Raw genomic sequence first — 19,532 nt, 5'->3', positions numbered from 1 at the left:
ATCCTTCGGGGAGGACATTACGATGACCACGCCGAACACGCAGCTGTGGGAGGTGTTCATCCGCAGCCGCAACGGGTTGGCGCACAAGCACGTCGGCTCGCTACACGCCGCCGACGCCACGCTGGCGCTGCAGGCCGCGCGCGACATCTACACTCGCCGTGGCGAAGGCCTGTCGATCTGGGTGGTGCCATCGAACGCGATCACCGCCAGCGACCCGGCCGAGGCCGGCATGCTGTTCGAACCGGCGGAGAGCAAGATCTATCGCCATCCGACGTTCTACGACGTGCCCGACGAAGTCGGGCATATGTGAAACCGCGCGATGAGGTTGCCTGATCCGCCTCCCTCATCCTGAGGAGGCGCGTAGCGCCGTCTCGAAGGATGGGCCACACGGGGCTGCATGGTTCGAGACGCATCGCTGACGCGATGCTCCTCACCATGAGGTCCACCGGTGGATAGCTCATAAGGTAAGATCGATGTCCTCCACCACCATTACCGCCACCCCGCTGTTCACCTACACGCTGCGCCGTGCCGATGATGCGCTTGTGCTCGGGCATCGCCTGTCGGAATGGTGCGGGCATGCGCCGATGCTGGAAGAGGACATGGCGCTGTCGAACATCGCGCTCGACTTGATCGGGCAGGCGCGCGAACTCTACAGCTATGCCGGCCGGGTTGAGGGGCAGGGGCGCGATGAGGATCAGCTCGCTTATTTGCGCGAGGAGCGGCACTATCAGAACCTGCTGCTGGTCGAGCAGCCAAACGGCGACTTCGCCCGCACCATCGCGCGGCAACTATTTTATTCGGCGTTCGCCGATCCGTATTGGCGAGCGATGATGCAATCGTCCGACGCAACTCTGGCGGCGATCGCCGCCAAGTCGGAAAAGGAGAGCGCCTATCACCTCCGCCACGCGGCCGAGTGGATGATCCGGCTCGGCGACGGCACCGATGAAAGCCACAGCCGCGCACAGGATGCCATCGACGCGTTGTGGGCGTTCACCGGCGAGCTGTTCGAGACCGACGATGCCGAGCGCCGGCTGATCGAAAGCGGCGTTGCGATTGATCCAGAGAGCGTGCGCGGCACCTGGCAGAGAACGATCGAGACGGTGCTGCGCGAAGCGACGCTGACGGTGCCGAGCAATCCGTGGATGCAGCAGGGCGGCCGCAGCGGCCGCCACACCGAGCATCTCGGCCGGCTGCTCGCCGAGCTGCAGCACATGCAGCGGACCTATCCGGGGCTGACATGGTGACGCTGACGGGCAGCGACGCCGAGCTGCGCCAGCGAGCCTGGGATGCCGCTGCGACGGTGTGCGATCCGGAAATTCCGGTGCTGAGCATCGCCGATCTCGGCGTGCTGCGAGAGGTGCGGGTCGAACAGGGCCGCGTCGAAGTGGCGATCACCCCGACCTATTCGGGGTGTCCGGCGATGAACATGATCGCGCTGGAGATCGAGACCGCGCTGGCGCGCGCCGGCATCGAACGAGCGCGGGTGACGACCGTGCTGGCGCCGGCCTGGACGACCGACTGGATGAGCGAGGCCGGTCGCGCCAAGCTCAAGGAGTACGGCATCGCGCCGCCGCAGGCGACCGGCTCGCGCCGCGCGCTGTTCGGCGCGCTCGAGATCGCCTGTCCGCAATGCGGTTCGGTCGACACCGAGCAGCTGTCCGAATTCGGCTCGACCTCGTGCAAGGCGCTGTGGCGCTGCAAGAGCTGCCGCGAACCATTCGATTACTTCAAGTGCCATTGAGCGTCACCATGAACATCTCCGCTAGCATTCCGCGATTTCATCCGCTGACCATCGCCGACCTGCGCCGCGAAGGGCGGGATGCGATCTCGCTGAGCTTTACGGTCCCGCCGGAGCTGGCGAGCGCCTATCAGTTCGTGCCCGGCCAGTATCTGACGCTGCGCACCACGATGGATGGCGAGGAAGTGCGGCGGTCCTATTCGATCTGCTCCGGCCCGGATGACGGCGAGCTCAGGATCGCGGTGAAGAAGGTCGACGGCGGCGCATTCTCGGTGTGGGCGACCGAGGAGCTGAAGGCCGGCGATACGATCGAGGTGATGACGCCGACCGGCCGGTTCGGCGCGCTGCACGCCGCGGAAGAAACCCGCACCTATGTGGGCTTCGCCGCCGGCAGCGGCATCACGCCGATCCTGTCGCTGATCAAGGGCGTGCTGGCGCGCGAGCCGGGCAGCCGGTTCTTCCTGTTCTACGGCAACCGCACCACCGATCAGATTCTGTTTCGCGAGACACTGGAGACGCTGAAGGACCGCTACCTCGACCGGCTCGCGGTGTTTCATGTGCTGTCGCAGGAAGAGCAGGACGTGCCGGTGATGCAGGGCCGGCTCGACCGCGACAAGGTGCGGCTGCTGCTCACGGCGATGGTTCCGGCCGCGTCAGTCGATCATGTCTTCATCTGCGGTCCGACCGGAATGAGCGACGACATCGAGCTCACCTGCCGCGACCTCGGCATCGCCGCCGAACGGATCCATGTCGAGCGCTTCGTTTCAGGGCTCGGTGGCAAACCGCGGCCGAAGGCGGTGGTCGAGCCGGGCGCGCCGCCGAAAGCGATGGCGTCGCTGATCATCGACGGCAAGCGCCGCGAGGTGCCGGTGGCCGAGGGCGAAGCGATCCTCGATGCCGCGCTGCGCGCCGGCGTCGACCTGCCATTCGCCTGCAAAGGCGGCATGTGCTCGACCTGCCGCGCCAAGCTGGTCGAGGGCGAAGCCACGATGGACCTCAACTATTCGCTGGAGCCCTGGGAGCTCGCCGCCGGCTTCGTGCTGACCTGCCAGGCCAAGCCGACCACCGATCGGGTGGTGGTGGACTACGATCATTTGTGAGCGGAGGCAGCAAAGCTCGGCCTATCTGCATCCCGAGGCGCACGTATCGTCATTGCGAGCCGAAGGCGAAGCAATCCAGCGCCACGCTGCGTGAATCTGGATTGCTTCGTCGCTTCGCTCCTCGCAATGACGTTGATGATACCGGTCATTCCGGGGCGCGCGAAGCGCGAACCCGGAATCCAGAGGTTGTGGAACGATAAGGCTGAACAGCTCGAGATTCCGGGTTCGCTCATTCCGTGAGCGCCCCGGAATGACGACGGGGCGGGCTTACGGCTTCGCCGGATGGATGAACGGCCACGGGCTGGCTTCGCTGTCGCGCGGCACGTCGATGGCGATCAGTTGCGGGCCGCCGGCGGCGAGCGCTTTTTCCAGCGCGGGGCGGAAATGGTCGGACGAGGTGACGCGTGCTGCACCGACGCCGAACGATTCCGCCAGCTTGACGAAATCCGGATTGACCAGATCGGATGCCACCACGCGGCCGTCGAACAGATTGACCTGGTCGCGGCGGACATTGCCGTAGGCGGAATTGTCGAACACCAGCGTTACCACGCCGATGTTGTACTGCACGGCCGTGGCGAGTTCCTGCACGCCGAACATGAAGCCGCCGTCGCCGGTGATCGCCACCACCGGTTTGTCCGGGCAGGCGACCTTGGCGCCGAGCGCGGTCGGGAAGCCCGATCCGAGCGTGCCCTGATAGCCGGAGGTGAGGAAGGTGCGCGGTCGATAGATCGGGAAGCCGTACCAGGAGGCGAAGCCGACCTGCGACAGCTCGTCGGTGACGATCGCATCGTCCGGCAGCACCTCGCGCAGAATCTTCAAGTAAGACATCTGCGGCTGGATTGCCTGGATCGCCTCGATGGTCTTCGCGGTGGCGGCGCGGATCTCGTCGCGGCGGCCCTTGGTCTTGCTGATGCCGGCCTTGCTCACCGCTTCGGCCAGTGCGCGGGCGCCGGCCTTCGAATCCGACACGATCGCCGCGTCGGGCGCGAACCGTCGCATCTCGGCCGGATCGATGTCGATGCGCACCGACTTCAACCCCTCGGGGCGGAACGGCCAGCGGAAGGTGGTCGGCAGCTCCATCCGGGTGCCGATGCCGATGATCAGGTCGGTCTGCGGCCAGAGCTGATAGGCGGCCGCGAAGGTGAGGCCAAGTTCGTGCCGGTTGCTGACGATGCCGCGGCCGGAGCGGAACGCCACCACCGGCGCGTCGATCATCTCGGCGAGTTCGAGAATCTCATCACCGGCCTCCAGCGCGCCGGCGCCGACGAAGATCATCGGCCGCTTGCTCGCTGCGATCAGCTTCGCCGCAGCGGCGACCCGGTCCGGATCAGGCGCAGGCGGTGCGATCAGATCGAGCTTCTGCGCGGCGCCGGTTTCAGTCGCCTGCGTGAACACGTCCCACGGCATCTCCAGCGCCACCGGACCGCGGCGTCCGCTCATCATCTCCTGAAATGCGCGCGCCACCAGCGCCGGCGCGTTGCCCGGATATTCGATGCGCTCGGCCCATTTGATGAAGCTGCGCAGCGTCGCCAGCTGATCCGGCATCTCGTGCAGATGACCGCGGCCCTTGCCGAGATACGCGCTCGGCACCTGGCCGGTGAGGCACATTACCGGCTCGTTGCAGCCGAACGCTGTGAGCAGCGCCGCGGAGGCATTCAGCACGCCGGGGCCGGGTACGACGCTGAACACGCCGGGCTTGCCGGACGCGCGGGCGTAGCCGAACGCCATGTAGCCGCAGGCCTGCTCGTGCCGCGCGCCGATCACCTTCAGCTGCGCTTTGGCGAAGCCGTCGAACAGGCCGTAGATCTGCGCTCCGGGCAGGCCGAACACGGTGTCGACGCCGTGCGCGACGAGGCCCTGCACGATGGCTTCGCCGCCGGTCATGATGCTCATCTGGATATCCACTGCTTGCTGGAAGAATTACTCGGCTTCGTCGATCACACCGTTGCGCAAGGTCCCGATGCCGTCGGCCTCGACCTCGATGATATCGCCGGGCTTCAGATACACCGGCGGCTCGGCGCGCGCGCCGGCGCCGGCTGGTGTGCCGGTGACAATCAGATCGCCCGGCACCAGCGTGGTAAAGGTCGAGATATAAGCGATCAAATAGCGGAAGCTGAAGATCATCCGCGAGGTGCGGTCGTCCTGCCTCGTCTCGCCGTTGACGCGCGTCGTCAGCCGGATGTCGGCGATCTGCGATTCATCGGTGTAGGGCACCAGCCATGGACCTAGGCTGCCGGTATGGTCGAAGTTCTTGCCCTGGGTGACGTTGAACTTGGCGTGGCGTACCCAGTCACGGATCGTGCCCTCGTTGCACAGCGTGATCGCGGCGATATGGTTCAGCGCGTCGGCTTCCTTGATGTGGCGGCCGCCCTGGCCGATCACCAGCGTCAGCTCGCCCTCGTAGTCGAGCAGCTTCGACGCCCTCGGTCGCACCAGCGGCGCGCCGTGGCCGACGAAGGAGCGCGGCGTGCGCATGAACATCGACGGAAATTTCGGCGCCTCGCTGCCGTCTTTGTATTCGGCGTTGCGGTCCGGATAGTTGACGCCGACGCAGATGATCTTTTCCGGCTGCGGGATCGGTGGCTGAAGCTTCACCGCGTCGCGGGCGAAGTCCGGCGCTGTGTGGTCGGCCTCGTCGACGATCCGTTGCAGCGCGCCGGCCGCGATCACCTCGCGCAGGGTCGGATAGTCGTTGGCATGGCGGGCCGATAGATCGACCACCCCATGATCACACACCGCGCCGTAGCGGGTGAGGCCGTTGACGGTAAAGGTGGCGAGGCGAGGGGTGGGCATGGTGATCAGCCTTTGATGCCGTCATTCCGGGGCGCGCCGTCAGGCGCGAACCCGGAATCCCGAGGTGCTCTGAACTTCTGGATTCCGGGTTCGCTCGCTTTCGCGAGCGCCCCGGAATGACGAGTTTCATGGTTCGAGTGTGCGCATCCGAGGTTCAATCCGCAATCACCACATCGGCTACGAAGGCCGGCTCGCGGACTTCCTGGCCGAGGAACGGCGAGCCCTGTTCGAACCATGAGCGCGGCGCAGGCGCCCCCCACAGCGTCTGGCGGCGCGGGTCGCGCAGCGACCAGCGGAGCGGCTCGTGGTCCTGGTCCATGGTCTGGTAGTCGCTGCAATACAGTTCGATGCGGTGGCCGTCCGGATCGCGGACGTAGAGGAAGAACGCATTCGAGATGCCGTGCCGGCCGGGGCCGCGTTCGAGAGCGAATCCGCTCGACGCCATCACGTCGCAGAGGTGGATGATGTTGAGCGGCCCGGGCACCCAATAGGCGAAATGGTGCAGCCGCGGGCCGCGGCCGTTGGTCAGCGCGAAATCATGGACGTTGCCCTTGCGGTGCATCCATGCCGCGGCGATGCGGCCGCCGTCGCCGTCTTCTTCGGCGTATTCGGTAAGGCGAAAGCCGAGCCTTGCGTAGAATTCAATGGTGTCCTGGGTCTCGGCCGCGAACACGTTGAAATGGTCGAGCCGCTGCGGATGGCAGCCCTTATAGCGCTCGTAGCGGCGCAGCAGATGCGGCCGCTTGTCCATCGTCGCATAGAGTTCGAGCCGATAACCGAACGGATCGGTGACGTGCAGGGTGCGGCCCTGATAGGGCCGGTCGACGAAGCTGTAGATCAGCCCGTTCTCGGCAAAAAAGCTGCCGGCCTTGTCGAGATCGTCTTCGTTGCCGACCTTGAAGCCGAGCCGGGCCGCAGCGGGCGCATCCGCCTTGCGCAGCACCAGCGAATGATGCTGATGCTCCTCACAGCCGCGCAGGTAAGCGGTAGCGTCGTCGCGGTCTTCGACATGCAGGCCAATGATCTTGTCGTAGAACTCGACGCTTTTGTTCAGATCGACGACGTCGAGCACCACATGGCTGGCGCGGACGATGTTGAACGGCGGATCAAACACGTGTTGCGGCACCGGCATTGGCGAGGTCCCCAGTACTGGATGTTAGTTGCAACGTCATTCCGGGGCGCGCCGTCAGGCGCGAACCCGGAATCCCGAGATCGTGGACATGAACTGTGCTCGCGGCGAGATTCCGGGTTCGCTCGCTGGCGCGAGCGCCCCGGAACGACAAGTGGAGAGGCTTCGCACTACACCGCCCCCAGCTTCTGGATCTTGTGCGTGCCGCGGGCCAGCGAGACGTGCTTGGTCTCCATGTAGAACTCGAACGAGTAGTCGCCGCCGTCGCGGCCGATGCCGGATTGCTTCATGCCGCCGAACGGGGTCGGCAGATGCCGGACGTTTTCCGAGTTCAGCCAGATCATGCCGGCTTCGAGCGCATCGGCCACGCGCAAGGCGCGGCCCATGTCGCAGGTCCAGACATAGCCGGTGAGGCCATAGCGGACGTCGTTGGCGATTTGGACCGCCTCGGCTTCATCCTTAAACGGGATCACGGTCAGGAACGGGCCGAACACCTCGTCCTGCGCCACCTGCATGTCGTTGCGTGCGTTGGTTACCAGCGTCGGCTGCACGTAGTGGCCGCCGCCGGGGCCGTCGTAGGGCGCGCCGCCGACCGCGATGGTGGCGCCATCTTTCCGGGCGACGTCGACATAGGAGCAGACCTTGTCGAGATGGCGCTGATGGATCAGCGGCCCGACTTCGGTGGCCGGATCGAGCGGGTGGCCGACCTTGAGCGCGCGCACCCGAGCGGCCAGCTTCTCGATAAATCTGTCGGCCATCGAAGCCTGCACCAGCAGCCGGCTCGACGACGTGCAGCGCTCGCCGTTGAGCGAGTAGATCATGAACACCACGGCATCGAGCGCGCGGTCGAGATCGGCATCGTCGAACACGATCACCGGGTTCTTGCCGCCGAGTTCGAAATGCACGCGCTTCAGCGTCGGTGCGCCCTGCGCCATAATCGCGGCGCCGGTCGCGGTTTCGCCGACGAAAGCGATTGCCTTGATCGCCGGATGTTCGGTCAGCGCCTTGCCGGCTTCTTCGCCGAAGCCGTGCACGGTGTTGAGCACGCCGTCGGGCAGGCCGGCGTCCTTGCAGATCCGCGCCAGCATGTCGGCCGTCACCGGCGACCACTCGGCCGGCTTATGCACCACGGTGCAGCCGGCCGCGAGCGCAGGGGCGACCTTCCAGGTCGACAGCATGAACGGCGTATTCCACGGAGTGATCACGCCCACCGGTCCGATCGGCACCCGGGTCGAGACGTTCCAATGCTCCTCGCTCGGCGTGTTCAGGCCGTCGCGCGCCTCGGCGCATTTGTCGGCGAAGAACCGGAGGTTCTCGGCGGCGCGGATCGCGGCCTTGGCCATGAAGCGATGCGCCTGGCCGGTGTCGATGCATTCCAGCACGGCGATGTCGTCGGCGCGCGCCTCGATCGCATCGGCGATCGCGTGCAACGACTTGCGCCGCTTGGCCGGTGCCATGTCGCGCCACGCCGGAAACGCTGCCTTGGCGGCTTTGGCGGCGCGGTCGATGTCCGCCGCCGTGCCGCGCGCCACTTGCGCCAGCACCGTGTTGTCGATCGGGGAGGCCGTCTCGAATACTTCGCCGGATGAGGCCGCAACGATCTCGCCGTCGATCAGATGGCCGATGCCATCGGCCTTGAGCTGTTTCAGCAGCGGCGCGGCGCGGTCGAGATTGGCCTGAAATCCGGAAGAGTTCGTGGCGGCATCAGCCATGGCGGGCCTCGGCGATCAAGAGGTCGTGGATCGAGTTGCGCTTCCAGCTCGTCTCCTTGTCGTTGACCACCATGTCGAACGACAGCGCGAAGCCCTCGTCGCCGAACAGCGGATCGAGATAGTGCGAGAGCTGGGCGAAGATGTGGTCGCCGGCGCGCTTGCGGGCGGCGAGGTCGCGGCCTTCGCCGAGCCGCAGCAGCATCGCCAGGAAGCCAAAGCCGGGCCGGCCGTCGGCAATCGCGTAGTGCTCGCAGCGGATCGCGCGGACCCGCACCCCGCCGACCGGGAAGATCCCGGTTTCGATCGCGGTGCTGCGAACCAGCTCGACGACTTCGGCGATGTCGAGTTTGTCGTCGAGATTGGCGGAATATTCGATGGTGAAATGCGGCATGGATCCCTCGCTTCGGTCGCTTCAGCCGAAGTAACAACTCACGGTGCCGTAAGGACCGTAGTCGGCCTGGATCGTATCACCCTTCGCCGTCTCGATGGCGCGGATGAACGAGCCGGCCAGCACGATCTGGCCGGGCTCCAGTGCCAGGCCCTGCGGTGCGATCTTGTTGGCGAGCCACGCCACCGCGGTCGCTGGATGATTGAGCACGCCCGCGGCGAGGCCGGTTTCTTCGAGCTGGCCGTTTTTGTAGGTCAGCGCGCCGATCCAGCGCAGGTCGGTGTCGAGGGGGCGGATCGGCCGGCCGCCGAGCACGATGCCGGCATTCGCCGCGTTGTCGGCGATGGTGTCGTAGATCTTGCGCGTCGCCTTGGTCTCGGGATCGACGCGCTGCACCCGGGTGTCGAGGATCTCCAGCGCCGGCACCACGAAATCGGTGGCGTTCAGCACGTCGAAGATCGTGCAATGCGGCCCGGCGAGGCGGTGCTTGATAACGAAGGCCAGTTCGGACTCGACGCGCGTTGCGATGAAGCGGTCGGTGGGGACAATGCCGCCGTCGTCGAAGAACATGTCGTCGAGCAGGATGCCGCTGTCGGGCTCGCCGATGCCGAGTTGGCTCTGCATCGCCTTCGAGGTCAGGCCGATCTTGTGGCCGCGCACGCGGCGGCCCGCAGCCTGCTTGATCTCGATCCAGGCAGCCTGGATCGCGTAGGCGTCGGGAATCGTAATCGCCGGATGATCCAGCGATAGCTGGCGGATCTGCACCTTGGTCTTCTCGGCCTGGTCCAGCCGCTCGGCTGCGGCGCGGATGTCGTCGTTCGAAAGCGCCATCGTCGCTCCAGCGAAAACCGTTTCATCCCCGCGCGGTCCATTCAACAAAACCGTCGCGCGGCAGATGATTAACATGTTAAATGATCGCGCTCAAACCGAAACCGCTTCTGTTGCGATGCAAAAATCTCCCCCACCGTCATTGCGAGCGAAGCGAGGCAATTCAGCCGCGCATTCCGAAGCTGGATTGCTTCGGCGCGAAGCGCCTCGCAATGACGGGGATGGGAAAGCCCAGACCAAAGAACCGCCGATGCGCGAATTCTCGCGCTCGCTGCCGATGCTGCTGCTGCGGAGCCGCGAGGCGGTGATGCGGCACTTCCGGCCGCTGCTGCGCGCTCACGGGCTCAGCGAGCAGCAATGGCGTATCCTGCGTGCGCTCACGGCGGTCGATGCGATCGAAGTCACCGAGCTGGCGCACAACGCCTTCCTGCTTGGTCCCAGTCTGTCGCGGATGCTGCGCGATCTCGAAACGCGCAAGCTGGTGGCGCGCAAGCTCGCGAAGGACGATCAGCGCCGCAACATGGTGTCGATCACCGCCAAGGGGTTGAAGCTGATCGAGACGGTGGCGCCGTTTTCGGAAGCCATCTACGCCGAGATCACGCGGCGGACCGGCGGCACCAGGCTCGCCGAGCTGCAGGAATTGCTGCGCGAGCTGGAGGCGAGCCTGATGGCGATGCCGGTGCGCTATGCCGGGAGCGCGGTGGACAGCGATCCGGAATTTCGCTCAACTCGCGCGCCTAAAGTTCGACCGCAGGCGAAGGCCGCGGCGCCGGGAGGAGACGAGGAATGACGCAGCAACCCATGACCGCTGGCCGCAGGAGTGCGCCGACATGGTGACGGTGCAGGTCGATCGGTTGATCGATTTCGTCGCCCAGGTGTTCGAACGCGCCGGCTCGTCGAAGGAAGAGGCGCGGCGGATCGGCTGTTATCTCACCACCGCCAATCTCACCGGCCACGACAGTCACGGCGTCATCCGCGTGCCGGTGTATATCCGCTGGCGCAACGCCGGCGCGGTGCATCCTGACCAGACCGTCGACGTCCCGGTCGATCTCCCGTCGCTGGCGGTGGTCGACGGCAAGTTCGGCTATGGCCAGACGGTCGGCCCGCAGGCGGTGCGGATCGGCATCGACAAGTGCAAGACGCAAGGGCTGTCGGCGGTTGCGCTGAAGAACGCCGGCCATATCGGCCGGATCGGCGATTGGGCCGAGATGGCGGCGGCCGAAGGTTTAGTGTCGATCCACTTCGTCACTGCGGCAGGCTCGATCCTGGTTGCGCCGTTCGGTGGCGTCGAACGCAGATTGTCCACTGCGCCGTATTGCGTCGGCATCCCGCGCCCCGACGCGTCGCCGGTGGTGCTCGATCTCGCCACCTCGATCGTCGCCGAAGGCAAAGTGCTGGTCGCGGCGCGCGGCGGCAAGAAGCTGCCGCAAGGCGCGCTGATCAATGCCGACGGTTCTTTGAGCGAAGATCCGGCGACGCTGTATGGCCCGCACGAGAAGGACGGCCCGATCAACCACGCCAATGGCACAGGGGCGATCCGCGCCTTCGGCGAGCACAAGGGCTCGGGGCTGGCGCTGATCTGCGAGCTGCTGGGCGGCGCGCTGACCGGCAACGGTGCGACCGGTCCGAACCGGCCATTCGCCAACGGCATGTTCTCGATCTACGTCGATCCCAAGCGGATCGATCCGGCGCATGTCTTCGATGCCGAAGTGACCCGCTACATCGACTTCTTCAAGAGCTCAAAGACCGTCGCGGGCGTCGATCAGGTGTTAATCCCCGGAGATCCCGAAACCGCCACCCGCGCCGAGCGCACCAAAAACGGCGTCCCGCTCCCCGACGACACCTGGGCCGCCATCGTCGCGACCGCTCGCGAAGTCGGCGTGTCCGAGCAGGCGATCCAGGCGGCGACAGCGTGAGATTTCCGTCATTGCGAGCGAAGCGAAGCAATCCAGAGGCCATGAACGCAGCGCTGGATTGCTTCGTCGCTTCGCTCCTCGCAATGACGGGGCGAGGATTTCGGTAAGTAACAACCGCTGGGGCAGGAAAGAACGACATGGCAAACAAAGTCAAACAACTCTGGGCCGACGGCAAAGTCGTGGTCAATGGCTGGCTGGCGATTCCGTCGGGATTCTCGGCCGAGGTGATGGCGCAGTGCGGGTTCGACAGCATCACCGTCGATATTCAGCACGGCGTGCAGGATTATCAGTCGATGGTCACCTGCTTCCAGGGCATGCAGGCGCATCCGGTGACGCCGATGGTGCGGGTGCCGTGGAACGAGCCGGGCATCATCGGCAAGGTGCTGGACGGTGGCGCTTATGGTGTGATCTGCCCGATGGTCAACACCAAGGAAGAAGCCGAAAACTTCGTCCAGTATTGCAAGTACCCGCCGCGCGGCACCCGCAGCAACGGTCCGATCCGTGCCGGCCTGTACGGCTCGTCCGGTAACTATCAGACGACCGCGAACGACGAGACGCTGTGCATCCCGATGATCGAGACCCGCACCGCTGTCGAGAACATGGAGGCGATCCTCGATGTCGAGGGCATCGCCGGCGTCTATATCGGCCCGTCCGATCTTGGCTTCTCTTATGGTCTGGTGCCGAAGCTCGACCGTGACGAGCCGGAGATCCTGAAGATCTACGACAAGCTGCTGAAGGAATGCGACAAGCGCGGCATCTATCCGGGCATCCACTGCTCCGGCCCCGAAGGCGCCGCGCGCAACATCGCGCTCGGCTTCAAGCTGGTGACGCTGCTCAACGACAGCGGCATCATGGCGATCGGCGCGCGGAGCTGGGTCGCCGAGACGCGGAAGAATTCGGGCGGGAAGGCGTAAGGGCCGCCACCCTCAATCCCCACTCACCGTCATCCTCCGCGTAAGCGGAGGATCCAGTATTCCAGCGCATTGGTGTTCGGTCGCAAACGCTCTGGGATATTGGGCGCCCGCCTTCGCGGGCGATGACAGCAGTGTGTGAGGGGCCAGACGCCTTCCGCTTGTGCACGCCTTGCCCTTTGTTAGCGCTTGATCGCTCCGAGTTCCGGTGTTCTGCTTAAATTCAATGCTGGAGCTGCCCTCGTGTCGATCTATGTCGCCCTTCATCACGTCACGCATTACAAATACGACCGCCCGGTCGACATCGGCCCCCAGACCATCCGGCTGCGTCCGGCGCCGCATACGCGGACGCCGATTCTGTCGTATTCGCTGAAGGTCACGCCGGCCAACCACTTCATCAATTGGCAGCAGGACCCGCAGGGCAATTGGCTGGCGCGGTTCGTGTTTCCGGAGAAGGCCGACGAGCTCAAGATCGAGGTCGATTTCACCGCGGCGATGACGGTGATCAACCCGTTCGACTTCTTCGTCGAGAGTTACGCCGAGAGCTTCCCGTTCTCATATACCGCCGACCTGCAGCACGAACTGGCGCCGTATCTGGCGACGACCGAGCCGGGGCCGCTGTTCAAAGCCTATCTCGATTCGATTCCGCGCGAGGCCGAGAGCACGGTCAACTTCCTGGTCGATCTCAACGCCAAACTGCGCGAGCGCATCAACTACATCATCCGGATGGAGCCGGGGGTGCAGACCCCGGAAGAGACGCTCGCCAAGGGGGCCGGCTCGTGCCGCGACTCGGCGTGGCTGCTGATCCAGACGCTGCGGCATCTTGGACTCGCGGCGCGGTTCGTGTCCGGTTACTTGATCCAGCTTCGCCCCGACATCGAGTCGCTCGACGGCCCAAAGGGCGCGGCGCACGATTTCACGGATCTGCACGCCTGGGCCGAAGTCTATCTGCCCGGCGCCGGCTGGGTCGGCTTCGACGTCACGTCGGGATTGCTTGCCGGCGAGGGCCATATCCCGGTCGCTGCCACGCCGCATTATCGCACGGCCGCGCCGATCTCCGGCGTGGTCGGCTTCGCCAATGTCGATTTCAAGTTCGACATGCGGGTCGAGCGCATCCGCGAAGCGCCGCGGATCACCAAGCCGTTCTCCGACGAATCCTGGGCGCGGCTCGATGCGCTCGGCGAAAAGGTCGATGCTGATCTGACCGCGCACGATGTGCGGCTGACGATGGGCGGCGAGCCGACCTTTGTGTCGATCGACGATATGGAATCGCCGGAGTGGAACGTCGCTGCGGTCGGCGGTGCCAAGCGGATGCTGGCCGACGATCTGATCCGGCGCCTGCGCAGCCGGTTCGCGCCGGGTGGCCTCCTCCATTTCGGCCAGGGCAAATGGTACCCGGGCGAAAGCCTGCCGCGTTGGGCGTTCGGCCTGTATTGGCGCAAGGACGGCGTGCCGATCTGGAAGAATGGCGAGCTGATCGCGCCGGTGGTCGGCCAACGTCCGGCCAAGGTCGAGGAGGCCGAGCAGTTCGCGATCGGCACGGCCAAACGTCTCGGCATCGACACCGACTACGTGCTGCCAGCCTATGAGGATCCAACCCATTGGCTGCAGAAGGAAGCGACGCTGCCGCCGAACGTCGATCCGCACGACAACAAGCTCGCCGATCCGGAAGAGCGTGCCCGCATGGCGCGGGTGTTCGACACCGGGCTGAACACGCCGCGCGGTTTCGTGCTGCCGATCCAGGCGTGGAATGCGGACGCCGCGTCGGCACAGAAGAAGCGCTGGCGCAGCGAGCGCTGGAAGCTGCGGCGCGGCAATCTGTTTCTGCTGCCCGGCGACTCGCCGCTCGGCTTCCGGCTGCCGATCTCATCGCTGCCGCATATTCCGGAAGACGACTATCCGTACATCGTGCCGCGCGATCCGCTCGAGCCGCGCGGCGCACTGCCGCTATTCGCGCCTCCGCCGGCGAACGACGCCGAGCCCGAGCGCGAGCAGATGGCGGTGTTTGAACAGTCGGCTGGCGAAGCGACCACAAGCCAGCCCGTCGAGGAGCAGAAGCTGCGCAAAGGCGGCGTGCGCACCGCGATGTCGATCGAGCTGCGCGAGGGCGTGCTGTGCGCCTTCATGCCGCCGACCGAGACCATCGAAGATTATCTCGAACTGATCGCCGCGGTCGAAGCCACCGCCGAAGAGATGCAGATCCGCGTCCATATCGAGGGCTATCCGCCGCCTTACGATCCGCGCATCGACGTCATCAAGGTGACGCCAGATCCGGGCGTGATCGAAGTCAACATCCAGCCGGCGCAGAATTGGCGCGAGGCGGTGCGCACCACCTTCGGCCTTTACGAAGACGCCGCGCAAGTGCGGCTCGGCGCCAACCGCTTCCTGATCGACGGCCGCCACACCGGCACCGGCGGCGGCAACCACGTCGTGGTCGGCGGCGCCAGCCCTGCGGATTCGCCGTTCCTGCGCCGGCCGGATCTGCTCAAGAGTCTGGTGCTGTTCTGGCAGCGGCATCCGTCGTTGTCTTATCTGTTCTCGGGCATGTTCATCGGCCCGACCAGCCAGGCGCCGCGGATCGACGAGGCGCGGCACGATTCGCTGTATGAACTCGAGATCGCGCTGGCGCAGGTGCCGCCGCCGGGCGTGAAGGGCCCGCTGTGGCTCGCCGACCGGCTGTTCCGCAACATCCTGGTCGACATCACCGGCAACACCCATCGCGCCGAGATCTGCATCGACAAGATGTACTCGCCGGATAGTCCGACCGGCCGGCTGGGCCTGGTCGAATTCCGCGCGCTGGAGATGCCGCCCGATCCGAGGATGAGTCTCGCGCAGCAGCTTCTGATCCGCGCGCTGATCGCGATGCTGTGGCGCGAGCCACTGGACGGCAAGTTCGTGCGTTGGGGCACGGCTCTGCACGACCGCTTCATGCTGCCGCATTATCTGTGGGAGGATTTCCGCGACGTTCTCGGCGAGCTGGCGCGCGCCGGCTATGCGTTCGAGCCGGAGTGGTTCACCGCCCAGCTCGAATTTCGCTTTCCGGTGTTCGGCAGCGTGTATCATGGCGGTGTCACATTGGAGCTGCGGCAGGCGCTGGAGCCGTGGCACGTGCTCGGCGAGGAGGGCACCGCCGGCGGCACGGTGCGGTTCGTGGACTCGTCGGTGGAGCGATTGCAGGTCAAGGCCGAAGGCTTCGTCGAAGGCCGCCACGTCATCACCTGCAACGGCCGCCGGCTGCCGATGACGCCGACCGCGCGGGCCGGCGAGGCGGTGGCGGCGGTGCGGTTCAAGGCGTGGCAGCCGGCCTCCGGGCTGCATCCGACCATTCCGGTGCACGCGCCGCTGGTGTTCGACATCGTCGACACCTGGAATGGCCGCTCGCTCGGCGGCTGCGTCTATCACGTCGCCCATCCGGGCGGACGGGCCTACGAGACCAAGCCGGTGAACTCGTACGAAGCCGAGGCGCGGCGGCTGGCGCGGTTCCAGGATCACGGCCACACCCCGGGGCGGATCGATCCGCCGCAGGAAGAACGCACACTTGAATTCCCGCTGACCCTCGACTTGCGCACGCCGCTGCTGCATTGAATCATTCCGTATGGGGGATGAGACAATGGCGCAGCAAGGCGGCCCGGCCCGGAAGGCTCGACCGCGCGACCGCAAGGTTGCGCAGTGGAGCCGCGACTACGTGCGCCTGCCCGGCATCCCCGACGAATTCATTGGCGCGGACGGCCAGCCGCGCGCGGTGTGGAGTCGTTATTTCGACGCGTTCGCAGCTCTCTCCGCCGACGAGATCGAGCGCCGCTTCGCCGCCGCCGACCGGCACTTGCGCGATGCCGGTGTCACTTATCGGGCGCCGGGCGACGCCGCGGATCGGGCCTGGCCGCTCAGCCATGTGCCGCTGCTGATCGGTGAGAGCGAGTGGCAGCAGATCGCTGCCGGCATCGCCCAGCGCGCGACGCTGCTCGAAGGCGTGCTGCAGGACATCTACGGCCAAGGCTCGCTGATCGCCGACGGCGCTCTGCCGGCCGCCGCGATTGCTGGCAGTGCCGATTACTTGCGGCCGATGGTCGGCGTCAAACCGCCGGGTGGCCGCTATCTGCATTTCTACGCCGCCGACATCGGCCGCGGCCCGGACGGGCAATGGTGGGTCCTGGGCGATCGCACTCAGGCGCCGTCGGGCGCCGGCTATGCGCTGGAAAATCGCCTGGTGCTGTCGCGCGCCTTCAACGATCTCTACAAATCGATGAACGTCGAGCGCGTCGCCTCGTTCTTCGAGGCGTTCCGCGACAGCCTGCGCGCGACCGCCGATCGCGACGAGCCGCGCATCGGGCTGCTGACACCGGGCCGGTTCAGCGAGACTTACTTCGAGCATGCCACGCTGGCGCGCTATCTCGGCTTCCTGCTGGTCGAAGGTGATGACCTCGCGGTCGCCGACGATCGTCTGCACATCCGCACCGTCGCCGGCCTGAAGCGGATCGACGTGCTGCTGCGCCGGGTCGATGCCAACTCGCTCGATCCACTGGAGCTCGACGCTTCCTCGCAGCTCGGCGTCGCCGGCCTGATCGACGTTATCCGCAAGAGCGGCGTCGTGGTCGCCAACATGCCGGGCTCCGGCGTGCTCGAAGCGCGCTCGCTGCTCGGCTTCCTGCCGCCGCTGGCGCGCCGGCTGCTCGGCCAAGACCTCAAGATGCCGCACATCGCCACCTGGTGGTGCGGCCAGACGGCCGCGCGCGAGGAAGTGCTCGACCGGCTCGACGAATTCGTGATCGAAGGCGCTTACGGCCAGAGCGTGCCGGGCTTCTCCCATCATGGCCCGGTGCTGCCCGGCGAATTGCCGCCGGTGGTACGCGATCATCTGCGCGACGCCATTGCGGCGCGCGGCCTCGACTACGTGGCGCAGGAGCAGGTCCGGCTGTCGACCACTCCGGTGTGGGACGACGGCAAGCTGGCGCCGCGGCCGTTCGTGCTGCGCGTGTTCGCCGCCGCCACTGAGAACGGTTGGGCGGTGATGCCCGGCGGGTTCTGCCGGATCGCCGACCGGCTCGACTCGCGTGCCGTGTCGATGGGCGAGGGCGCCCGCGCCGCCGACGTTTGGGTGGTGGCCGATCATGCGGTGGCGCCGTCGTCGCTATTGCCCGCGGTCGACAGCGTCCGCATCCGGCGCATCACCGGCGTGCTGCCGAGCCGCGCTGCCGACAATCTGTTCTGGCTCGGCCGCTATCTCGAACGCGCCGAGGCGACGCTGCGGCTGCTGCGCGCGCTCAGCGCACCGCAGCGCGATCCCGGCAAGGGCCCGCTGCACCATGCGATCGAGAAAATCCAGCGGCTGCTGATTGCCTGGGGCGCTACTTCGCTCAGCCCCCGCGCGCAGACCGCGAAAATTGCCGCGGATGCGCTGCAGAGTCCGGATGACTTCGGCTCGGCGCTGTCGCTGATCCGCGCCGCCCAGCGCAACGCCTCGTCGCTGCGCGAGCGGCTGTCGCCGGATGCCTGGCACGTCATCACCCAGATGGAAGCGCGCCTCGCCGTGCCGGTCGAGGGCGAAGAGGCGGTGGTTCAGGCCGCGGACATCGCGCTGCAGGAGCTCGCGAGTTTCTCCGGCCTGTCGAACGAAAACATGAACCGCGCCGCCGGCTGGCGCTTCCTGCGGATCGGCCGCCGCGTCGAGCGCGCGGTCAACACCGCGCGGTTCGCCCGGCAGTTCTCCTGCGACGGCGCCACCGCCGAAGATCTCGACGTGCTGCTGACGTTGGTGGATTCGCAGATCACCTATCGGTCGCGCTATCTGCTGGCGCCGCTGCTCGCCCCGGTGCGTGATCTCGCGGTGCTCGATCCCTACAATCCGCGCTCGGTGGCGTTCCAGGTCGAAGAGCTCAATGACCACATCGCCAGCCTGCCGGCGCTGCACGAAGGCGGACTGATCGAGCGGCCGCAGCGGCTGGCGGTCTCGACGCTGGCGAAACTGACCGCCGCCGAAGCCGAGACCATCGACGCGTCGTGGCTGTTTGCGCTGGAGCAGGATTTGCTCAGCCTCGCCGAGGCGGTCGGGGCGCACTACTTCCCGCACGGCGCCAGCGCGATGCGGCCGGAAAAGCTGACGGGGCTGGCGTGATCTACGACATTCGCCACGTCACGACTTATTCCTACGGCAGCCAGGTGAGTTTCGCCCGCTGCTCGCTGCGGCTGAAGCCGATCTCGGAGCCCGGCCAGTCGCTGCTGTCGCATGCGATTGAAATCAAGCCGCGGCCGGCGGCCCGCACCGCCCGCACCGACTTCTTCGGCACGGTGACCGAGAGCATCGTGATCGAGGCGCCGCATAAGGTGCTGCGGATCGACAGCCGGTCGCGCGTCGAGGTGACGCGGCTGCCGCCGCCGCGCGACTCCGGCAGCCAGCCCTGGGAGCCGGTCCGCGATGCCGCGCTCACCAGCCCGAGCCTCGGCGCGTCCTCACCGGTCGGCTACGTGTTTGCCAGCCCGCTGGTGCCGATCCTGCCGGCGGTGACCCGCTACGCGGCGCAGAGCTTCCCGCACGGCCGCGGCGTGCTCGCCGGCACCGCCGAGCTGATGCGGCGGATCCGCACCGAATTCCGCTACGACCCCAAGGCGACGGTGATTTCGACTCCGCTGGCGGAAGTGTTCGAGAAGCGCCACGGTGTCTGCCAGGATTTCGCCCATGTGATGATCGCCGGCTTGCGCGGCCTCGGGCTGCCGGCCGCCTATGTCAGCGGTTATTTGCGGACCTATCCGCCCGAGGGGCAGGAGCGGCTACAGGGCGCCGATGCGACCCACGCCTGGGTGTCGGTGTGGTGCGGTAACGAACTCGGCTGGATCGGCTTCGACCCGACCAATGACCTGTTGGTTGCAACCGATCACATCGTCCTGGCGGTCGGCCGGGACTTCTCGGATGTCTCCCCGGTCGACGGCGTCATCGTCGGTTCCCGCCGACAGAAACTCTCGGTGGCGGTCGACGTCATTCCGGTCGAGTAACGCACCGGACAGCCGCAGAGCGCCCGCTAG

At 66.3% G+C, this 19,532-nt stretch carries 16 protein-coding genes; 10 read left to right on the top strand and 6 right to left on the bottom strand.

Translation table 11 applies throughout. The annotated features are described in order from the left end of the window. Nucleotides 1-22: 22 nt before the first annotated feature. The 4 genes from paaB to paaE all read left to right on the top strand — a co-directional run bounded on the left by paaB (nt 23) and on the right by paaE (nt 2,838). Complete coding sequence (gene paaB, locus DY467_RS11275; RefSeq protein WP_107356524.1) at nt 23-310, top strand: 1,2-phenylacetyl-CoA epoxidase subunit PaaB; 288 nt, start codon at nt 23-25, stop codon at nt 308-310. Between the two features lie 163 nt (nt 311-473). After that, nucleotides 474-1,244 (top strand): 1,2-phenylacetyl-CoA epoxidase subunit PaaC, encoded by a 771-nt coding sequence (gene paaC, locus DY467_RS11270; protein WP_164636067.1) that lies wholly within the window; start codon nt 474-476, stop codon nt 1,242-1,244. Beyond that, a complete protein-coding gene (gene paaD / locus DY467_RS11265) occupies nt 1,238-1,741 on the top strand; it encodes a 1,2-phenylacetyl-CoA epoxidase subunit PaaD (RefSeq protein WP_164636065.1) in 504 nt (167 codons plus the stop codon). The genes paaC and paaD overlap by 7 nt, the downstream gene beginning before the upstream one ends. 8 nt (nt 1,742-1,749) lie before the next feature. Next, nucleotides 1,750-2,838, top strand: a complete 1,089-nt coding sequence (paaE, locus tag DY467_RS11260; protein WP_164636063.1) for a 1,2-phenylacetyl-CoA epoxidase subunit PaaE — start codon at nt 1,750-1,752, stop codon at nt 2,836-2,838. Nucleotides 2,839-3,105: 267 nt separating this feature from the next. On the opposite strand, the gene DY467_RS11255 is transcribed toward paaE, so the two are convergent. From DY467_RS11255 to hpaH, 6 genes are all read right to left on the bottom strand, one after another. Next, the gene (locus DY467_RS11255) at nt 3,106-4,731 is read right to left on the bottom strand and encodes a thiamine pyrophosphate-dependent enzyme (protein WP_164636061.1); all 1,626 of its coding nucleotides are present in this window, start codon (nt 4,729-4,731) and stop codon (nt 3,106-3,108) included. Between the two features lie 27 nt (nt 4,732-4,758). Next, complete coding sequence (locus tag DY467_RS11250; protein ID WP_164636059.1) at nt 4,759-5,631, bottom strand: fumarylacetoacetate hydrolase family protein; 873 nt, start codon at nt 5,629-5,631, stop codon at nt 4,759-4,761. A gap of 154 nt (nt 5,632-5,785) precedes the next feature. Next, nucleotides 5,786-6,763, bottom strand: a complete 978-nt coding sequence (gene hpaD, locus DY467_RS11245; protein WP_164636057.1) for a 3,4-dihydroxyphenylacetate 2,3-dioxygenase — start codon at nt 6,761-6,763, stop codon at nt 5,786-5,788. A 167-nt stretch (nt 6,764-6,930) separates the two neighbouring features. Next, nucleotides 6,931-8,472: a 5-carboxymethyl-2-hydroxymuconate semialdehyde dehydrogenase gene (gene hpaE, locus DY467_RS11240; RefSeq protein ID WP_164636055.1), complete on the bottom strand. Its 1,542-nt coding sequence runs from the start codon at nt 8,470-8,472 to the stop codon at nt 6,931-6,933. After that, the gene (locus DY467_RS11235) at nt 8,465-8,863 is read right to left on the bottom strand and encodes a 5-carboxymethyl-2-hydroxymuconate Delta-isomerase (RefSeq protein ID WP_164571183.1); all 399 of its coding nucleotides are present in this window, start codon (nt 8,861-8,863) and stop codon (nt 8,465-8,467) included. Before DY467_RS11235 ends, hpaE begins: the two co-directional genes overlap by 8 nt. 21 nt (nt 8,864-8,884) lie before the next feature. Continuing rightward, nucleotides 8,885-9,691: a 2-oxo-hept-4-ene-1,7-dioate hydratase gene (gene hpaH, locus DY467_RS11230; RefSeq protein WP_107356516.1), complete on the bottom strand. Its 807-nt coding sequence runs from the start codon at nt 9,689-9,691 to the stop codon at nt 8,885-8,887. A 247-nt stretch (nt 9,692-9,938) separates the two neighbouring features. Here hpaH and hpaR point away from each other — a divergent pair, with 247 nt between their 5' ends. From hpaR to DY467_RS11200, 6 genes are all read left to right on the top strand, one after another. After that, nucleotides 9,939-10,478 carry a homoprotocatechuate degradation operon regulator HpaR gene (gene hpaR / locus DY467_RS11225; protein ID WP_164636111.1) on the top strand — a complete coding sequence of 180 codons (540 nt, stop codon included), beginning with the start codon at nt 9,939-9,941 and terminating at the stop codon, nt 10,476-10,478. Between the two features lie 40 nt (nt 10,479-10,518). After that, entirely contained in the window at nt 10,519-11,604 is a 1,086-nt protein-coding gene (locus tag DY467_RS11220) for a malate/lactate/ureidoglycolate dehydrogenase (RefSeq protein ID WP_164636053.1), read from the top strand. 137 nt (nt 11,605-11,741) lie between these two features. Further along, nucleotides 11,742-12,518 (top strand): HpcH/HpaI aldolase family protein, encoded by a 777-nt coding sequence (locus tag DY467_RS11215; protein ID WP_164571184.1) that lies wholly within the window; start codon nt 11,742-11,744, stop codon nt 12,516-12,518. Nucleotides 12,519-12,758: 240 nt separating this feature from the next. Continuing rightward, the gene (locus DY467_RS11210; protein WP_164636052.1) at nt 12,759-16,100 is read left to right on the top strand and encodes a transglutaminase family protein; all 3,342 of its coding nucleotides are present in this window, start codon (nt 12,759-12,761) and stop codon (nt 16,098-16,100) included. Nucleotides 16,101-16,125: 25 nt separating this feature from the next. Then, nucleotides 16,126-18,627: a circularly permuted type 2 ATP-grasp protein gene (locus DY467_RS11205; protein ID WP_164636050.1), complete on the top strand. Its 2,502-nt coding sequence runs from the start codon at nt 16,126-16,128 to the stop codon at nt 18,625-18,627. Then, nucleotides 18,624-19,502 (top strand): transglutaminase family protein, encoded by an 879-nt coding sequence (locus DY467_RS11200; RefSeq protein WP_164636048.1) that lies wholly within the window; start codon nt 18,624-18,626, stop codon nt 19,500-19,502. The genes DY467_RS11205 and DY467_RS11200 overlap by 4 nt, the downstream gene beginning before the upstream one ends. Nucleotides 19,503-19,532 lie beyond the last annotated feature (30 nt).

The organism is Rhodopseudomonas sp. BR0G17 (assembly GCF_010907025.1).
In the GTDB taxonomy this organism is placed as follows: Bacteria; Pseudomonadota; Alphaproteobacteria; order Rhizobiales; family Xanthobacteraceae; genus Rhodopseudomonas; species Rhodopseudomonas palustris_H.
Note: the sequence above shows the minus strand (reverse complement) of the source record. Positions and strands in the feature narration are given on the sequence as shown.